This is a genomic window from Kitasatospora sp. NPDC088160, assembly GCF_044741445.1.
Lineage (GTDB): Bacteria > Actinomycetota > Actinomycetes > Streptomycetales > Streptomycetaceae > Kitasatospora.
The window spans coordinates 13,902-30,318 of record NZ_JBIUSS010000012.1; the positions used below are offsets into that span (position 1 = coordinate 13,902).

Consider the following 16,417-nt stretch of genomic DNA (forward strand, 5'->3'; position numbering starts at 1 on the left):
GGGGCGCAGGGCTCAGGCCTGCGCGGACACCGACTCCGCCGCCGCCGCGAAGGCGCCGTGGGCGAGGGCGTGCAGCAGGACGGCCATGCCGTCGCGCTGGAGGCCGGAGCGCTCGTCCTGGGCGGGGCCCGGGCCGAGGCTGTGCGGGGTCGAGTTGATCAGGCCGAAGACGGCGTGGACGGCGGCCCTGGCCACCGGTTCGGCGGCGGGGCCCGTCAGCTGCGGATAGGCCTGCCGGACCACGTCCACCCACAGCTCGACGTAGCCGCGCTGGAGCCGGCGGACGGTGCGGCGGTCCTCCTCCTTGAGGTTCAGCAGCTCGCGGTCGTGGAGGGTGATCAGGTCGCGGTCGTCGAGGGCGAAGTCGACGTGGCCGCCGATCAGCGCGTCCAGCGCGGCGGCCGGACCGTCACCGCCGCCCGCCCGGCGCCGCCCCTCCTCCAGCAGGCGCTCGCTGATGCCGATCAGCAGATCGGCGAGCATCGCGTCCTTTCCGGCGAAGTGGCGGTAGAGCCCGGGGCCGCTGATGCCGACGGCCTTGCCGATCTCGTCCACACCCACCCCGAGGAAACCCCGGGCCGCGAAGAGTCGCGCGGCCTCCCGACGGATCTGGTCGCGGCGTGGGAGCGCGGAGGCTGCGGGGACGTTCGGCATGCTGCCCATCGTAGACAGTGGGGTTATCGGCCGTTAACCTGGGCGCGTAAGTTAACGTTAATTAACGTGGGGTCCACGGGCGCACCGCATTCGGCCGCCCACCTGGTGCCGAGGGCAAGGGAGCTCTTGGGAATGGTCATCTCAACCGCCGGTGTACCCACCGGCGTCCATGGCAGCGCAGCGGCCGGCACCACGGCGGCGCCGGGTGCCGTACCGCCGGGAGCCGCTGCTCCCGCGCCCCGGCTCGGCACCGCGGTCGACCCGGGCTCCACCACCTACCGGGCCAACACCGAGGCACACCGGGCCCTCGTCGCCGAGCTGCGCGAGAAGCTCGACGCGGCGGCCCTCGGCGGCGGCGCCAGGGCCCGCGCCCGGCACACGGCGCGCGGCAAGCTGCTCCCCCGCGACCGGGTGGACACCCTGCTCGACCCGGCCTCGCCCTTCCTGGAACTGGCCCCGCTGGCCGCCGACGGGATGTACGACGGGGCGGCGCCCGCGGCCGGGGTGATCGCGGGCATCGGCCGGGTCGCCGGACGCGAGGTGGTGGTGGTCGCCAACGACGCCACCGTCAAGGGCGGCACCTACTACCCGATGACCGTGAAGAAGCACCTGCGCGCCCAGGAGGTCGCGCTGGAGAACCGGCTGCCCTGTGTCTACCTGGTGGACTCCGGCGGCGCCTTCCTCCCCATGCAGGACGAGGTCTTCCCGGACCGCGACCACTTCGGCCGGATCTTCTACAACCAGGCCAGGCTCTCCGCCGCGGGCATCCCGCAGATCGCCGCCGTGCTCGGCTCCTGCACCGCCGGCGGGGCGTACGTCCCGGCGATGAGCGACCAGGCCGTGATCGTCCGCAACCAGGGCACTATCTTCCTGGGCGGGCCGCCGCTGGTGAAGGCCGCCACCGGAGAGGTGGTCACCGCCGAGGAACTGGGCGGTGGTGACCTGCACTCCCGCACCTCGGGGGTGACGGACCACCTGGCCGAGGACGACGCCCACGCCCTCTCCATCGTCCGCACGATCGTGGCCGGGCTCGGCCCGCGCTCGGCCAGGCCGTGGCCGCTCACCCCGGTCGAGCCGCCGGCCGTGGACCCGGTCGGCCTGTACGGGGCCGTCCCGGTCGACCCGCGCACGCCCTACGACGTGCGCGAGGTGATCGCCCGGCTGGTCGACGGCAGCCGGTTCGCCGAGTTCAAGGCCGAGTACGGCGCGACCCTGGTCACCGGATTCGCCCGGATCCACGGCCACCCCGTCGGCATCGTCGCCAACAACGGCGTGCTGTTCTCCGAGTCGGCCCTCAAGGGCGCCCACTTCATCGAGTTGTGCGACCAGCGCGGCATCCCCCTCCTCTTCCTACAGAACATCACCGGGTTCATGGTCGGCCGGCAGTACGAGGCGGGCGGCATCGCCAAGCACGGCGCCAAGATGGTCAACGCCGTCGCCAGCACCCGCGTCCCGAAGCTGACCGTGGTGATCGGCGGCTCGTACGGAGCCGGCAACTACTCGATGTGCGGCCGGGCCTATTCACCTCGCTTCCTGTGGATGTGGCCGGGCTCGAAGATCTCCGTGATGGGCGGCGAGCAGGCGGCGTCCGTCCTCGCCACCGTCCGCCGCGACCAACTGGAGGCCCACGGCGAGCAGTGGCCGGCCGAGGCGGAGGAGGAGTTCAAGCGCCCCGTCCGCGAGCAGTACGAGCGCCAGGGCAACGCCTACTACGCCACCGCCCGCCTCTGGGATGACGGCGTGATCGACCCGATGGACACCCGCACCGTCGTCGGCCTCGCCCTCACCGCCTGCGCCAACGCCCCGCTTCCGCCGCCCGGCCCGTACGGGGTCTTCCGGATGTGACCCCGCCCCGGCGGGTGTGACCCGCCCCTCCCACGCGACCTCTCCTCTCCTGTCGGTGTGACCCCGCTCCTGCGGGCGTGACTCCCGCGGCGCCGGCGCACCGCCCGGGCCGGCGCCCTCCCCTCCCCGCCGCCACTCCGCCGCCACCTCCTTCGTACGGCTCCCCTCGACCCGGAGGAACGCCTCCCATGTTCGACACAGTTCTGGTCGCCAACCGCGGCGAGATCGCCCTCCGGGTGATCCGCACCCTGCGGCGGCTCGGCGTGCGCTCGGTCGCCGTGTTCAGCGACGCCGACGCCGACGCGCCGCACGTCCGCGAGGCCGACATCGCCGTCCGGCTCGGCCCCGCCGACCGCAGCGACAGCTCGGCGGCCGAGACCTACCTGCGCACCGACCAGATCCTCGCCGCCGCCCGCCGCACCGGGGCCCAGGCCGTGCACCCCGGTTACGGCTTCCTCGCCGAGAACGCCGGCTTCGCCCGCGCCTGCGCCGACGCCGGCCTCGTCTTCATCGGACCTCCTCCCGGTGCGGTCGAGCTGATGGGTGACAAGATCAACGCCAAGGAAGCCGTCCGAACCGCCGGCGTTCCGGTGGTCCCCGGCAGCCAGGCCACCGCGCCCACCGACGGGGAACTCCTCGCCGCCGCCGAGGAGATCGGCTACCCCGTCCTGCTCAAGCCGTCCGCCGGAGGCGGCGGCAAGGGTATGCGCCTCGTGCGGGACCGCGCCGACCTGCCCACCGAGATCGCCGCCGCCCGCCGCGTCGCCCGGACCGCCTTCGGCGACGACACCCTGCTGCTGGAACGCTGGGTCGACCGGCCGCGCCACATCGAGGTGCAGGTGCTCGCCGACGCCCACGGCACCACCGTCCACCTCGGCGAGCGCGAATGCAGCCTCCAGCGCCGCCATCAGAAACTGATCGAAGAAGCCCCCTCCGTTCTGCTCAATGCCGAGACCCGCGCCGCGATGGGCGCCGCGGCCGTCCGCGCCGCGGAGTCCTGCGGCTACACCGGGGCCGGCACCGTGGAATTCATCGTTCCCGGCATCGACCCGGACTCCTCCGCCACCGCCTCCACCGAGGGGGTACGGGACTTCTTCTTCATGGAGATGAACACCCGCCTCCAGGTCGAACACCCCGTCACCGAACTCGCCGTCGCCGTCGGCGACGATTCAGCCCGACTCGACCTGGTCGAGTGGCAGCTGCGGATCGCCTCGGGCGAACGGCTCTCCTTCGATCAGTCCGACATCTCCTTCCTGGGCCACGCCATCGAGGCCCGGATCTGCGCCGAGGACCCGGAACGGGACTTCCTGCCCACCGGCGGCCGCATCCTCGTCCTGGACGAGCCCCAGGGCGAGGGCGTGCGCGTCGACTCCGGAGTCGCCCCCGGATCCGTCGTCACCAGCGCCTACGACCCGATGCTCGCCAAGGTCATCGCGTACGGGCCCGACCGCCCGACCGCGCTGCGCCGGCTCCGCGCCGCACTGGCCGACACCCGCATCCTCGGCGTCACCACCAACACCGGCTTCCTGCGACGGCTGCTCGCACACCCCGAGGTCGTAGCCGGCCGACTGGACACCGGCCTGGTGGAACAGACGGCCCAACAGCAGCCCGCCCTGCTCGCCTCGCCGTACTCCCCGGCGAACGCGCCGAGCGACGCGAACGAGACTGGCGAGGCCGACAAGGCCAACGAGGCCGATGGCACGCACGAGGCCGATGCCACAACTGCCGACCCGCTGACGGCCGAGACGCCACCACCTGCCCACCTCCTCTACTACGCGGCCGCGCTGGCGCGGCACCTGGACCTCACCCCGGCCGCCGACCCCGGCGGCTGGACCGACCCCTTCTCCCTTCCCTCCGGCTGGCGCCTGAGCGGCACCCCCGCCTGGACCACCCACCGACTCCGTACCCCCGGCCAGGATCCGGTTTCGGTGCGCATCCGTTCGATCACTGCGGGCAACGTAGCCGATGCCACTGACAATCCCGCCGAGCTCACCCGCGAGGTCGAGCTCCGGCTCGGCGCCGGGCCCGTCCACCGTGCCCGCGCGACCCGGACCGCCGACCGGCTGCACCTGACCGTCGACGGTCTGCAGACCACGTTCGCGCTGGCCACCGACGCCGCTCCCGGCCTCGCCGCCGGCCCGGTGACCTGGCTCGGCGTCGAGGGCGACGCCTGGTCGCTGCACGCCCACGACCCGGTGGGCGAGCGCGCCGCCGGAACCGCCGCCCACCACGGCGCCCTGACCGCCCCGATGCCCGGGACCGTCACCGTCGTCAAGACCACGACGGGCGAGACGGTCCGCAAGGGCCAGCCCCTGCTCGTGCTGGAGGCCATGAAGATGGAACACGTGATCGCCGCCCCGCACGACGGTGTCGTGGCCGAGCTGCGGGCCACCGCCGGCGCCACCGTCGCGATGGAGGAACTGCTGGTCGTGGTCGCCCCGGCCGGGGACGGCGCCGACGAGCAGGGCGCCCCCGCGACCGCCGGGGTGCGGTCATGACCGCACCCGCCCGCGAGCCCGACGCGCTGGACCTGGGCCTGCCCGACCCCGTCCGCGCCCCCGGCCTGCCCGAGGAGGTCCGGATCCACGAGGTCGGACCGCGCGACGGGCTGCAGAACGAGGGCTCCCTGGTGCCCGTGGAGGTCAAGGCGGAGTTCATCGCCCGGCTCGCGGCCGCCGGGCTGCGCACCGTCGAGGCCACCAGCTTCGTCCACCCGAAATGGGTCCCTCAGCTGGCCGACGCCGAGGAGCTGATGCCCCGGCTCACCGACCTGCCGGAGCGCCACCCCGGCCTTCGGCTGCCGGTACTGGTGCCCAACGAACGCGGCCTCGACCGGGCGCTCGCCCACCACGCCACCGACGTCGCGGTGTTCGCCAGCGCCACCGAGACCTTCGCCCGCCGCAACCTCAACCGCTCGGCGGACGAGGCGATGGCCATGTTCCGCCCGGTCGTGGCGCGGGCGACCGAGGCCGGGCTGGCGGTCCGCGGCTACCTCTCGATGTGCTTCGGAGACCCCTGGGAGGGTCCGGTCCCGGTCTCCCAGGTGGTCGCGTACGGCGTGCGGCTGCTGGAGATGGGCTGCTCGGAGCTGAGCCTCGGCGACACCATCGGCGTGGCCACCCCCGGGCAGGTCGGCGCCCTGCTGGCCGGCTTCGCGCGGGCCGGGGTGCCGGCCGACCGGCTCGCCGTGCACTTCCACGACACCTACGGCCAGGCACTCAGCAACACCCTGGCGGCCCTGCGCGAGGGGGTCACCACGGTGGACGCGTCGGCGGGCGGCCTCGGCGGCTGCCCGTACGCGAAGAGCGCCACCGGCAACCTGGCCACCGAGGACCTGGTGTGGATGCTGCACGGGCTCGGCATCCGGACCGGGGTCGACCTGCGCGCGCTGGTCGCCACCAGCGGGTGGATGGCCGAGCGGCTCGGCCGTCCGAGCCCGTCCCGCACCGTCCAGGCGCTGCTCGGCGCCGCCCGGGGCTGACCCCGCCCCACCACCGCTCCCCGGTGCCGGCCGCGCGGAATCCCGGCCGCGGCCGGCACCGGGCACCACGTTCATCGCCCAACCACACCGTGCGACCGTCACACCGTCAGACGGGCGCCGGTCGTCCCGCTCACGCCCGCGGCCACCCCGGCCGGGCTCCAGGAGGATCACCGTGTTCGACCACCGGCTCAGCAGCGAGTACGAGGAACTGCGACGCACCGTCGCCGAGTTCGCCCAGGACGTGGTGGCGCCGAAGATCGGCGGGTTCTACGAGCGGGAGGAGTTCCCCTACGAGATCGTCCGCGAGATGGGGCGCATGGGCCTGTTCGGCCTGCCCTTCCCGGAGGAGTACGGCGGCATGGGCGGCGACTACTTCGCGCTGGGCATCGCCCTGGAGGAACTCGCCCGGGTCGACTCCTCGGTGGCGATCACCCTGGAGGCGGCCGTCTCGCTCGGCGCGATGCCGATCCACCGGTTCGGGACGGAGGAGCAGAAGCGCGAGTGGCTGCCCCGGCTGACCTCCGGCGAACTCCTCGGCGCCTTCGGTCTGACCGAGCCCGAGGGCGGCTCGGACGCCGGCGCGACCCGCACGACCGCGCGGTACGACGAGACCACCGACGAGTGGGTCATCAACGGCACCAAGTGCTTCATCACCAACTCCGGCACGGACATCACCGGTCTGGTCACCGTCACCGCACTCACGGAACCGATCGCTCGTTCGAGTGAAGAAGGCGAATTCCGCTCGCCAACGCGCGAAATCTCTTCCATTATCGTGCCCACCGGGACCCCGGGGTTCCAGGTATCGAAGAAGTACTCGAAGGTCGGGTGGAACGCATCCGACACCCGCGAACTGTCCTTTACCGACTGCCGCGTTCCCGCGGCCAACCTGCTGGGCGAGCGTGGCCGAGGCTACGCCCAGTTCCTGCGGATCCTCGACGAGGGCCGCATCGCGATCGCGGCCCTGGCCACCGGCCTGGCCCAGGGATGCGTCGACGAGTCCGTCAAGTACGCCGGCACACGCCGGGCCTTCGGTCGGCCGATCGGCGCCAACCAGGCCATCCAGTTCAAGCTCGCCGACATGGAGCTGCGCGCCCACACCTCTCGCCTGGCCTGGCGGGACGCCGCCTCCCGGCTGCTGCACGGCGAACCGTTCAAGAAGGAGGCCGCGATCGCGAAGCTGTACTCGTCCGAGGCCGCCGTCGACAACGCCCGCGAGGCGACCCAGATCCACGGCGGGTACGGCTTCATGAACGAGTTCCCGGTCGCCCGCTTCTGGCGCGACTGCAAGATCCTGGAAATCGGGGAGGGCACATCGGAGGTTCAGCGCATGCTCATCGCCCGGGAGATCGGCGCCGGGTTCTGATCCGGCCCCACCGGAGCAACTACCCGCTCCTCAGGCGACATTGAGGAGCCCCCGACGCAGAGGAGCGGGCCTACGTCGGCGGGGCGGTCGACGCCAGTAGCGGCCGACACCATCGGCCGACAACGGAGAGACGCCTCCGGGGGCGCGGACACGCCACGCCCGACGGAGCGTCAGGGGATCACGATCACGGGGCGGTTGGCCCGCCGCGCCAGCCGCCCGGAGACCGAGCCGAAGATCTTGCCGAGCAGGCCGTGCGTCGTGCCGACGACGATCGCGTCGGCGGCGTACTCGCGGCCGACCTCCTCGATCTCGTGGCAGATGTCGCCGCCCCGCTCGATCAGGATCCACGGCACCCCGGTGAGGAAGTCCGCGCAGGCGAGCTCCAAGCCCAGGACCTCGGTCCGGTGGTCGGGGAGGTCGACGAAGACGGGAGGTTCACAGCCTGCCCAGACAGTGGCGGGCAGGCGGTTGGCGACGTGCACGATCACCAGGCCGCACTGCGAACGGCGTGCCATGCCCACCGCGTACGCGAGGGCGCGCTCGCTCGACAGGGAGCCGTCGAAGCCGACGACCACGCCGTGCTGGAAGACCGGGTCGAGGGAGCGTGCGGACGCGTCCCGGGCCGTCGACTCGGTGTGCGCGCCGGGCAGGCCGGACGCCTCCGGGCGCTCGGCGCCCGGGCCCAGGCGGCCCGTCACCGGAGAACCTGCGGGGTCGGCCGGGTGCCCGCCACGCCGCTGGCGAGGCCCTGGACGGTCGTGCCGGGCGAGGCCGCCCCGTCGGACCAGGCCGCACAGAGCGCGCACGAGGCCCCGGGGAGCGCCCGGCTCCAGGCCTGCTTCCTCGGCGCCCGGGATGAGATCGGCGGTACCAGCGACGCCCGAGGTGCCAGCCGGTTCGTCAGCTTCGTCGGCTCGCTGGGCGGCGGCGTCGCCAACCCGCTCACCGACAACCCGCTCGCCGACGTGCTCGTCGACACGATCATCAGCCCGCCCGCCCCCACGCTCACCCCCGTGCTCGTCGGCCGGTACGCAGCACGGCTCGTCGGCCTGGGCGTCGACCTGGCCATCGGCCTGCCTGCTGGCGGGCAGACGACCCGATGCATCGGCGTGGCCGTCGGCTGGAGCGAGGTCCGCGCGGCCGCCGTCGTCCCCGGTGTCCGCGCCCGCGTTGCGGGGCGCGTCCGGCTCCACCGGTCGGAAGGACTCAAAACCAGCCATGGCTCACGGCTCTTCATGGGAGAGGGGCCGACAGGAGAGGACAACGCCGCCCGGGCAGCAGGCCCGCCCACGGGATGACGTCGGTCTGCGCCGCGCAGCACCGTATGTGACCTGTTCCTTTCAGAGTACGACGGGTGTGAGGCCCAGCCCAGCGGTGAGGCCTCGGAGCGGCATTGTTCCCGCGAAAGGAGGATGCGCCCGCCGTCGGCAGTGCGCCCTGCCCGCAGGCCACGCGCCCCCTCCAGAAAGGAGGTTCCCTGGAGCTTGACTGAGCGGACCGGGCGACGCAACAGGCCTGCCGGACACCGTGACCGGACTGTCATGGATCGGCGACGATCCGTTGCGACACGTCGCGAACCGTCACGTCCCGCCAGCCTCAGCCGGCCCGCCCGGACCCACCCGTACGCCAGGTTCTGGAACCCGTTTCAGCCACTACGTACGGCTTCGCGACGCGGTCTGGCATTTGCCAGGTGCATAGGCGCGGCCGCTGGCACCATGCTCGGCATGCCCCTGCTCCTGTTCGACCTCGACAACACGCTGCTCCCCAGGGACGCCGCTTTCCGGGCCTGGGCTCAGGATTTCCTGTCCGAGCGCGACCTGCCGCCCGGAGACCTCGACTGGTTCGTCACCCTCGACGGCGGCGGCTACGTGCCGCGCAGCACCGTACTGTCCGCCGTCCGGCGCCGCTACGGGTTGGACGTCTCCGTCGAGTTCCTGCTCGCCCACTACCGACGCGGCATCAACTCCCATATCCACTGCCCGCCCGGACACGTCGACGCGCTGCGGGCGGCACGGGCGGCCGGGTGGACGCTCGGCATCGTCAGCAACGGCGGCACCCGGCCGCAGTTGGAGAAGATCCGGCTGACCGGGCTGGGGCCGTTGGTCGACGGCTGGGTCATCTCCGAGGAGGCCGACTGCGTCAAACCGGATCCGCTGATCTTCGAGATAGCCGCCCAGCGGTGCGGCGTCGCACCCACCGGGACGTGGGCCGCGCACACCTGGATGGTCGGGGACCACGCGCCCGCGGACATCGCCGGCGCCGAACTGGCCGGCCTGCGCAGCGTCTGGCTGCACCACGGCCGGCCCTGGGCCGAGAGCGGCTACCGGCCGACGCTGAAGGCGGCCGGCCTGCCGGAGGCCGTCGGCCAGGTGCTCGCCGCACGCGGCGCGCCGTCGGCCAGGCCGGGCCTGCGCGCGGGTGGGCCGGTCCAGCGGCGGTCCGCCGGGGTGCCGGTGCGCGCGGGGGCGCTCACCGGCGCGCGGACCAGCGCACAGCTGACGGAATCCGCCCCTGACGGCCCGTTCACGCCTGCCGCCGTGAACGCCGGAGCGGCGAGTGCCCCCGATGGTTCGACGGCGGGGTCGGATGTCCGAAACCGCACCGGCGAGTTTGCCGTGGTCGCCGACAGCCGTCCTGGCCTGATCCCCGGCGCGGGCCAGGCGACGGACCGCGGGTCGAGCGTGCTGCGCCCCGTCGCGGTGGCGCGCCCAACGGCCGTCCGCACGGCGGCGGATGGGGTCGGGCCCGCGCGGACCACGTTCGCCGTGGCACCGGCGGCGGCCGCCCCGTAGCGCCCTGCTTGAAGGCGCCACCTCGCGCACCCCTCCCCACACGCCTTCACGCACCCCACCGCACCGCACTCCACCCAACCGCACCGCACCGCACCGCAACCAGCGACCCGCCCCGCACCTGGCGACGACCCGCCGCGGGGCGGCCCGGCCATCAGCCGTGCGCGGAGGTCCGGGTCCACCAGCAGGTGCGGGCCTGCTCGGTGAACCCGAGCTTGCGGTAGAGCGGTTCGCCGAGCGAGGTGGCGACCAGGGTGGCCGGGCGATCGGGGTGCGCATGGGCCAGGGCGGTCTGGAGCACGGCGCGGGCCACGCCCTGGCCGCGCCGGCTGGGCAGGGTGGCGACCCAGTACACCCCGGTGGCCTGGCCGTCGTCGTAGGTGAGGCAGGTGCCGGCGGTGGCGCCGTCGACGCGGCCCAGCCAGGCCCGGAGCCCGGGTTCGCGCAGGAGCCGTTCCGGCAGCGCGTCGCCACGGGTCCAGGGCTGCCGGGCGGGCAGCGGGAAGCCGTCCACGATCGCACGCTCGACCTGCGCGAACGCATCGCCGTCCAGCACCTCATCGACCGTCAGGGATCCTCCGCCGTACGCCTCCGAGCGGAAGGGGAGGACGGCCGGGACGCCGTCGACCGGGCCGGGTTCACGGGTCATCACCGGCATGACCGGCATCCGGGTGGCGCCGAACCGGGTCAGGTCGAGTGCGCCGTACGGGTCCTCCAGGGTGAAGCAGATGGTTTCCCACTCCTTCAGGAGGTCCGCCAATTCACCTTTCACCAGCGCTGGTTCGATATACGGACCGGTGACCACGAAGCGGTGCGAGTCCTCCGGGGTGCGGGCGCAGCGGACCGCCGTCAAGCCCGGGCGGGTGCGGAACCGCCAGCCGTGCACGCGGGCTTGGGCGAGCCAGAAGGCGGCGGCGTTGTCGTTGGCCTGTTCGAGCCGGCTGTTGGTGTTCACGGCAGGACGGTAACCCGGACGTCACGCCCAGGTTTCGCCGCCCCGGCCCTGGCCGGATGAAGCCTGGGAGGCGCACGAGCTCATTTCGTGCGCCCTCTCGTGCACCGCCGATTTTCGGTCAATTTCGCGCCAATCCCTCCCGCTTGGGCAAATCCGCAGCCCAGACCCGCCGACCGGGCGCGCGCGGGCCGGACGCCCCAGGAGCGGCCCCGCGACAACCAGCCACCGTTACACCGGCCCTCTTCCCAGAAGGGTCGACGGGTGCCACGCTTCGTGATCGAATGCATCACGCCAAATTGCCATGTCGACATAGCGTCGGATGGTGAACTTGTCACAACGGCAATGGTCAACCCGATAGATTTCGATCTTGGCGAGCAGTGCCGCACCACCCACACCACACCACCGAGGGGGCTTGAGCGCCTTGAGCAGGGTGAGCAGGAGCGACGCGGGTCCTGACAGCGGCCAGGCGGCGGCCGGTATCGCGGCTCGGTCCGCGAGAAGCACCGGCACCTCCGCGACCGCCGCCACCACCCGCAACTCCGGCACCCCGGGCGCCGCCTCGCACTCCTCGTACCCCACAGTGCCCTCCACCGGCACGGCCGCCACCGGCACCCCGGCGGCGGCCGCAGAGCACGGCGGAGCGGCACACGGCGGGCAGGCGTACGGCGGTCCCGCGTACGGCGGGCAGGCATACGGCGGAGCAGCGCACGGCGGCCAGCAGTCGCACTCCGGACAGACCGTCAGCCGAGGCACCGTCAGCCCGGCGCAGGCCTACGGCGCCGACTTCCCGGCCTACCCCGGCTACCCGGGGACGGGCGCGACGAACGGCGCGATCGGGGCGAACGGCACTCCTGGCCTGAACGGCGCCCCCACCGGCTCCCTGGGCGGCCCGCTCGCCGGCCTCCCCCTGGGCTCCCCCGGCCACGGCCCGCTGGGCCACGGCGGTGGCCCGGGCGCGAACGGCTCGTCGACCCCGATGACGGTCTCCGCCCCGCGCAAGCTCTCCGGCCGCCGCCGCCGGGAGACCGTCGCGGTGCTGATCTTCGGCGGCGCCCCGATCTTCGAGAGCTCGATCCCGCTGTCCGTCTTCGGCGTCGACCGCCAGGACGCCGGGGTGCCGCGCTACCGGCTGCTGGTCTGCGCCGGCGAGGACGGCCCGCTCGCCACCACCGGCGGCCTCACCCTCTCCGCTCCGTACGGTCTGGAGGCCCTCGCCCGGGCCGGCACGATCGTCGTACCGGCCTGGCGCTCGATCTCGCAGCCCCCGCCGGTCGAGGCGATCACCGCCCTGCGCAAGGCCCACCACGAGGGCGCGCGGATCATCGGGCTCTGCACCGGCGCCTTCGTCCTGGCCGCCGCCGGCCTGCTCGACGGCCGTCCGGCGACCACCCACTGGATGTACGCACCGACGCTGGCCAAGCGCTACCCCCGGGTGCACGTGGACCCGCGCGAGCTCTTCGTCGACGACGGCGACGTGCTCACCTCCGCCGGCACCGCCGCCGGCATCGACCTGTGCCTGCACGTGGTGCGCAGCGACCACGGCGCCGAGGCGGCCAACGCGCTGGCCCGCCGCCTGGTGGTCCCGAGCCGTCGCAGCGGCGGCGGACAGGCCCAGTACATCGATCAGTCTTTACCGGAGGAGATCGGCAACGACCCGCTGGCCGAGGTGGTCACCTGGGCGTTGGAGAACCTCAACCAGCAGTTCGACGTCGAGGTGCTGGCGGCCCGCGCGTACATGAGCCGACGCACCTTCGACCGGCGGTTCCGCACGCTCACCGGCAGCGCGCCGCTGCAGTGGCTGATCACCCAGCGGGTGCTCCAGGCGCAGCGGCTGCTGGAGACCTCGGAGCTGTCGGTGGACGACGTCGCCCGCCGGTGCGGGTTCCGTTCGCCGGTGGCGCTGCGCGGGCACTTCCGCCGTCAGCTCGGGGTCTCGCCGGCCGCGTACCGGACCAGCTACCGGGCGCGCCGGCCCGGGCCGCAGTCGGCGGTGCCGACCGGTCCGCACGGCGGCGACCTGCGGCTGCCCGGCGCGCTGCCGCACGCGGCGGCCGCGGCCGGGTCGGCGGCGGGCGCGGCGCTGTTCGGCGGGGCACACGGCACGCAGCACGGCATGCAGCACGGCGCGCAGCCCGCGTACCCGTTCCCGGCCGGGAACGGCGCACCGGCACAGGCCGGACCGCACGGCCAGCCGCTGCCGCACGGCGCGTCACCGGCCTCGGCGGGGCAGCCGGGCCCGCACGGCCAGCCCGGCCCGTTCGCTCCGGGGCAGGCCGGGACGCCGGCCGACCGGGCCTTCCACGCCCGTGCCGGGCAGCCGTACCCGCACCAGCAGGCCGCGCAGCAGCCGCACCCCGGGCAGCAGGGTGCGGGGCGCGGTCCGGTGCGGTCGCCGCTGGTGCCGCCGCAGGCCGGGTCGGGGGCGGGGCGCCCGCCGCGCACCGCGGAGCACGCGGCGGCGGAGGACGGCCACCCCCAGCCGGGGGCGCGCGGCCAGGGGCAGGGACACCGCAGTGCGGTCGAACGGCCCGCGGACGAACCGGGTGCCGCGGCGGGCTCCGCCCGCGGTCACGGCTCGGCGAGCGGCCGGGTGCCGGCCCCCGCCCCCACCGGGCAGCCGACGACCGGGGCGGGCGAGCTCCGGGGCCGGCAGGCACGGGTGCCGCAGGCCCGTCCGCAGGGCGGCCGGACGGCGGCGACCGACGGTGCCCGGGCGGCGCGCGAGGCCCGTCCGGCCCGGGACGGTCACGCGGTCCGGACCGGGCGGGAGGGCGAGCGGCCGGACGGCCACGGCCCGCACGGCGGCGCGGAGGAGCACCAGGCCGAGGGCTGTGCCCCGGAGCCCCGCTCGGCTCCGCCGGTCCCCGCGGCGCGTGATCGCGCCGTAGGGTGAGTTGTGTGAATGACCGTTTGGTATGGATCGACTGTGAAATGACCGGCCTCGACCTCGACCAGGACGCCCTGGTCGAGGTCGCGGCACTGGTGACGGACTCCGAGCTCAACATCCTCGGTGAGGGTGTGGACGTCATCATCCGCCCGCCGGCGGAGGCGCTGGCGGGCATGCCCGAGGTGGTGCGCGCGATGCACACCTCCTCCGGCCTGCTGGAGGAGCTGGAGCAGGGCGTGACGCTCGCCGAGGCCGAGGCGCGGGTGCTCGCGTACATCCGCGAGCACGTGCCGGAGGCCGGCCGGACGCCGCTGTGCGGGAACTCGGTGGCCACCGACCGCGGCTTCCTCGCCCGGGACATGCCGGCCCTGGAGAAGCACCTGCACTACCGGATCGTGGACGTCTCCTCGATCAAGGAGCTGGCCCGCCGCTGGTACCCGAAGGCGTACTACAACAGCCCGCAGAAGGGCGGCAACCACCGGGCGCTCGCCGACATCCGCGAGAGCATCGACGAACTGCGGTACTACCGCGAGGCGGTGTTCGTCCCGCAGCCCGGACCGGACACCGACACCGCGCGCGCCATCGCCGAGAAGTACCAGGCCCCGGAGGGCTGACCGGAGGAGCCCGGGAGAGGTGCCCGCGTTCGCCTGGACGAAAGCCTGGCGCGAGCACCCTCCCGGATCCTGTAGAGTTCTTCCTGTCGGAACGGGAACGCGGAAGCGGGAACGAGCCGGACAGATGGTGGGTGTAGCTCAGTTGGTAGAGCACCTGGTTGTGGTCCAGGTGGCCGCGGGTTCAAGTCCCGTCACTCACCCCAGAGCCTGAGGGCCGATCTCTTCGAGAGATCGGCCCTCAGGCGTTTTCGCGTTTCCTCAACTGCCCACCACGGTTCGGGTTTTCCTGCCACAGGCCTGCCGCCAGAAGCTACCGGCTAGTAACATTCCTGCCATGACCACACCTTCGATCGGCCAGCTGCTCGACTCCACCGTGCCGATGGCGCACACCCTCAAGCTGGAGTACCTGGAGACCGCCCCGGACCGCGCCGTACTGCGACTGCCCGACCAGCCCGCGTACCACAACCACGTCGGCGGACCGCACGCCGGCGCGATGTTCACCCTCGCCGAGTCCGCCAGCGGCTGCATCGTGCTCGCCGCCTTCGGCGACCAGCTCTCCCGGGCCGTGCCGCTCGCGGTGAACGCCGAGATCGCCTACAAGAAGCTCGCCATGGGCGAGGTCACCGCCACCGCCGTCCTCGGTCGCCCCGCCGCCGAGGTCGTCGCCGAGCTGGACGCCGGCGGCCGCCCCGAGTTCCCGGTCACCGTCGAGATCACCCGCGCCGACGGCGCCGTCACCGGTGTGATGACCGTCACCTGGACGCTGCGCCCCAACTCCTGACCGCGCCACGGCCGGTGGCCCCGGGCAACCCGGCCCCGGGGCCACCCGTGCGATGACTGTCCGTGACGGCGGGCGTGACCTCACGACCCGTCCGCTCGTTCTCAACTCACATGCGAGCCAATCACGCGACCAAGCCCCAGGAACCCGCCCCCCGCGGCGTCGGCGCACGGCGCGCGATCGGCCGGTGGCTGCCCCGCGTCCTCGCCGCCGGCGGCGCCCTCCTCGCCCAACTCGGGGGCTTCGGCGCACAGGGCGCCTCCGCCGACCCGCTGCCGGACCAGACCCGACCAGCCGTCCGCCGCACCCTGGCCGGCGGGCCGGCGCCCGGCCGGCTCGTCCAGGCCGGTCGGCCCGCGTACGACGGGCCGTCGGCCGAGCGGTCCGACGCCCCCGGGCGCCCGGCGGCCGAGGAGACCGATCGCCCCTCCCCCGGGCTCGCCGGGGAACTGACCGGCGCCGTCCCCGACGCCGGGATCGACGGCGCCACCGACACGGTCGGCAGCGTCTTCCAGGACCGGATCCGGGCCGGCGGCCTCCCCCTGCCCGGCCAACGGGCCGCCGTCCCCGACGCCTTCGCGATCGCCTCCGGCCTGCTCGACACCGTCCCCGCCCAGGGCCGCCCCGCCGAGACCCGCGCCTCCCGGGAGGGCGGGCCCGCCGAACTGCCCGCCACCGCACGGTCCGGCGCCGCCGGAGGCCGCTCCGCCGCACCGGCCGCCACCACCCGCCCGTCCGGGGCGGCCGACGCGCCCCCGGTCCAGGAGGCCACCGCCCCGGACGGGCGGAGCGCGGCCGGACCCGCCACGAGTCGTGACCGGACGGGCACCACCACCGCCCCGCCGGTCGGGCCCGGCGCACCCGCCCAGCCGCCCGAAACCCTCGTGCTCGCCGACACCGCCACGGTGACGGCCGTGGGCGACGGCTCCGCCACCGCGACCGCCGTCCTCGCGCCGATCGCCGCCGGGCTGCTGCTGACCGGCGCGGCCATGTGCAAGCACCGCGGCCTGCCGCGCGGGCACTGACCGGGCTCACGCTCCTGGCGACGGCT

At 74.1% G+C, this 16,417-nt stretch carries 13 protein-coding genes, 1 tRNA gene and 1 pseudogene; 11 read left to right on the top strand and 4 right to left on the bottom strand.

The annotated features are described in order from the left end of the window. Positions 1 to 12: 12 nt before the first annotated feature. Positions 13 to 654 carry a TetR/AcrR family transcriptional regulator gene (locus ACIOGZ_RS19840; protein ID WP_363583548.1) on the bottom strand — a complete coding sequence of 214 codons (642 nt, stop codon included), beginning with the start codon at positions 652 to 654 and terminating at the stop codon, positions 13 to 15. A gap of 132 nt (positions 655 to 786) precedes the next feature. Here ACIOGZ_RS19840 and ACIOGZ_RS19845 point away from each other — a divergent pair, with 132 nt between their 5' ends. The 4 genes from ACIOGZ_RS19845 (at position 787) to ACIOGZ_RS19860 (ending at position 7,343) form a co-directional block, all read left to right on the top strand. Then, complete coding sequence (locus ACIOGZ_RS19845; protein ID WP_363583550.1) at positions 787 to 2,499, top strand: carboxyl transferase domain-containing protein; 1,713 nt, start codon at positions 787 to 789, stop codon at positions 2,497 to 2,499. Between the two features lie 188 nt (positions 2,500 to 2,687). After that, complete coding sequence (locus tag ACIOGZ_RS19850) at positions 2,688 to 4,997, top strand: acetyl/propionyl/methylcrotonyl-CoA carboxylase subunit alpha (protein ID WP_400986594.1); 2,310 nt, start codon at positions 2,688 to 2,690, stop codon at positions 4,995 to 4,997. Beyond that, on the top strand, positions 4,994 to 5,980 hold the full coding sequence (locus ACIOGZ_RS19855; protein ID WP_400986596.1) for a hydroxymethylglutaryl-CoA lyase: 987 nt from the start codon (positions 4,994 to 4,996) through the stop codon (positions 5,978 to 5,980). The genes ACIOGZ_RS19850 and ACIOGZ_RS19855 overlap by 4 nt, the downstream gene beginning before the upstream one ends. A 172-nt stretch (positions 5,981 to 6,152) precedes the next feature. Continuing rightward, complete coding sequence (locus ACIOGZ_RS19860) at positions 6,153 to 7,343, top strand: acyl-CoA dehydrogenase family protein (RefSeq protein WP_063349303.1); 1,191 nt, start codon at positions 6,153 to 6,155, stop codon at positions 7,341 to 7,343. 170 nt (positions 7,344 to 7,513) lie between these two features. Here ACIOGZ_RS19860 and ACIOGZ_RS19865 read toward each other — a convergent pair whose 3' ends face one another. After that, positions 7,514 to 7,993 (bottom strand): universal stress protein, encoded by a 480-nt coding sequence (locus tag ACIOGZ_RS19865; protein ID WP_063351389.1) that lies wholly within the window; start codon positions 7,991 to 7,993, stop codon positions 7,514 to 7,516. A gap of 72 nt (positions 7,994 to 8,065) precedes the next feature. Here ACIOGZ_RS19865 and ACIOGZ_RS19870 point away from each other — a divergent pair, with 72 nt between their 5' ends. Both ACIOGZ_RS19870 and ACIOGZ_RS19875 read left to right on the top strand, forming a co-directional pair. After that, positions 8,066 to 8,641, top strand: a complete 576-nt coding sequence (locus tag ACIOGZ_RS19870) for a hypothetical protein (protein WP_400986598.1) — start codon at positions 8,066 to 8,068, stop codon at positions 8,639 to 8,641. A gap of 426 nt (positions 8,642 to 9,067) precedes the next feature. After that, entirely contained in the window at positions 9,068 to 10,135 is a 1,068-nt protein-coding gene (locus ACIOGZ_RS19875; RefSeq protein WP_400811796.1) for an HAD family hydrolase, read from the top strand. A gap of 151 nt (positions 10,136 to 10,286) precedes the next feature. Here ACIOGZ_RS19875 and ACIOGZ_RS19880 read toward each other — a convergent pair whose 3' ends face one another. Both ACIOGZ_RS19880 and ACIOGZ_RS19885 read right to left on the bottom strand, forming a co-directional pair. Next, complete coding sequence (locus tag ACIOGZ_RS19880; protein WP_400986599.1) at positions 10,287 to 11,087, bottom strand: GNAT family N-acetyltransferase; 801 nt, start codon at positions 11,085 to 11,087, stop codon at positions 10,287 to 10,289. Between the two features lie 228 nt (positions 11,088 to 11,315). After that, entirely contained in the window at positions 11,316 to 11,666 is a 351-nt protein-coding gene (locus ACIOGZ_RS19885) for a hypothetical protein (RefSeq protein WP_363583562.1), read from the bottom strand. Between the two features lie 397 nt (positions 11,667 to 12,063). Between ACIOGZ_RS19885 and ACIOGZ_RS19890 the strand changes: the two are divergent. The 5 genes and pseudogenes from ACIOGZ_RS19890 to ACIOGZ_RS19910 all read left to right on the top strand — a co-directional run. Beyond that, a pseudogene (locus tag ACIOGZ_RS19890) lies at positions 12,064 to 13,066 on the top strand (helix-turn-helix domain-containing protein); the annotation flags it as partial. A gap of 919 nt (positions 13,067 to 13,985) precedes the next feature. Beyond that, a complete protein-coding gene (orn, locus tag ACIOGZ_RS19895; RefSeq protein WP_063349299.1) occupies positions 13,986 to 14,588 on the top strand; it encodes an oligoribonuclease in 603 nt (200 codons plus the stop codon). A gap of 127 nt (positions 14,589 to 14,715) precedes the next feature. Continuing rightward, positions 14,716 to 14,791 (top strand) — tRNA-His (locus ACIOGZ_RS19900). A 131-nt stretch (positions 14,792 to 14,922) separates the two neighbouring features. Beyond that, entirely contained in the window at positions 14,923 to 15,369 is a 447-nt protein-coding gene (locus tag ACIOGZ_RS19905) for a DUF4442 domain-containing protein (RefSeq protein WP_363583564.1), read from the top strand. 110 nt (positions 15,370 to 15,479) lie between these two features. Further along, complete coding sequence (locus tag ACIOGZ_RS19910) at positions 15,480 to 16,391, top strand: hypothetical protein (RefSeq protein WP_400986601.1); 912 nt, start codon at positions 15,480 to 15,482, stop codon at positions 16,389 to 16,391. The last annotated feature ends 26 nt before the right edge of the window (positions 16,392 to 16,417 follow it).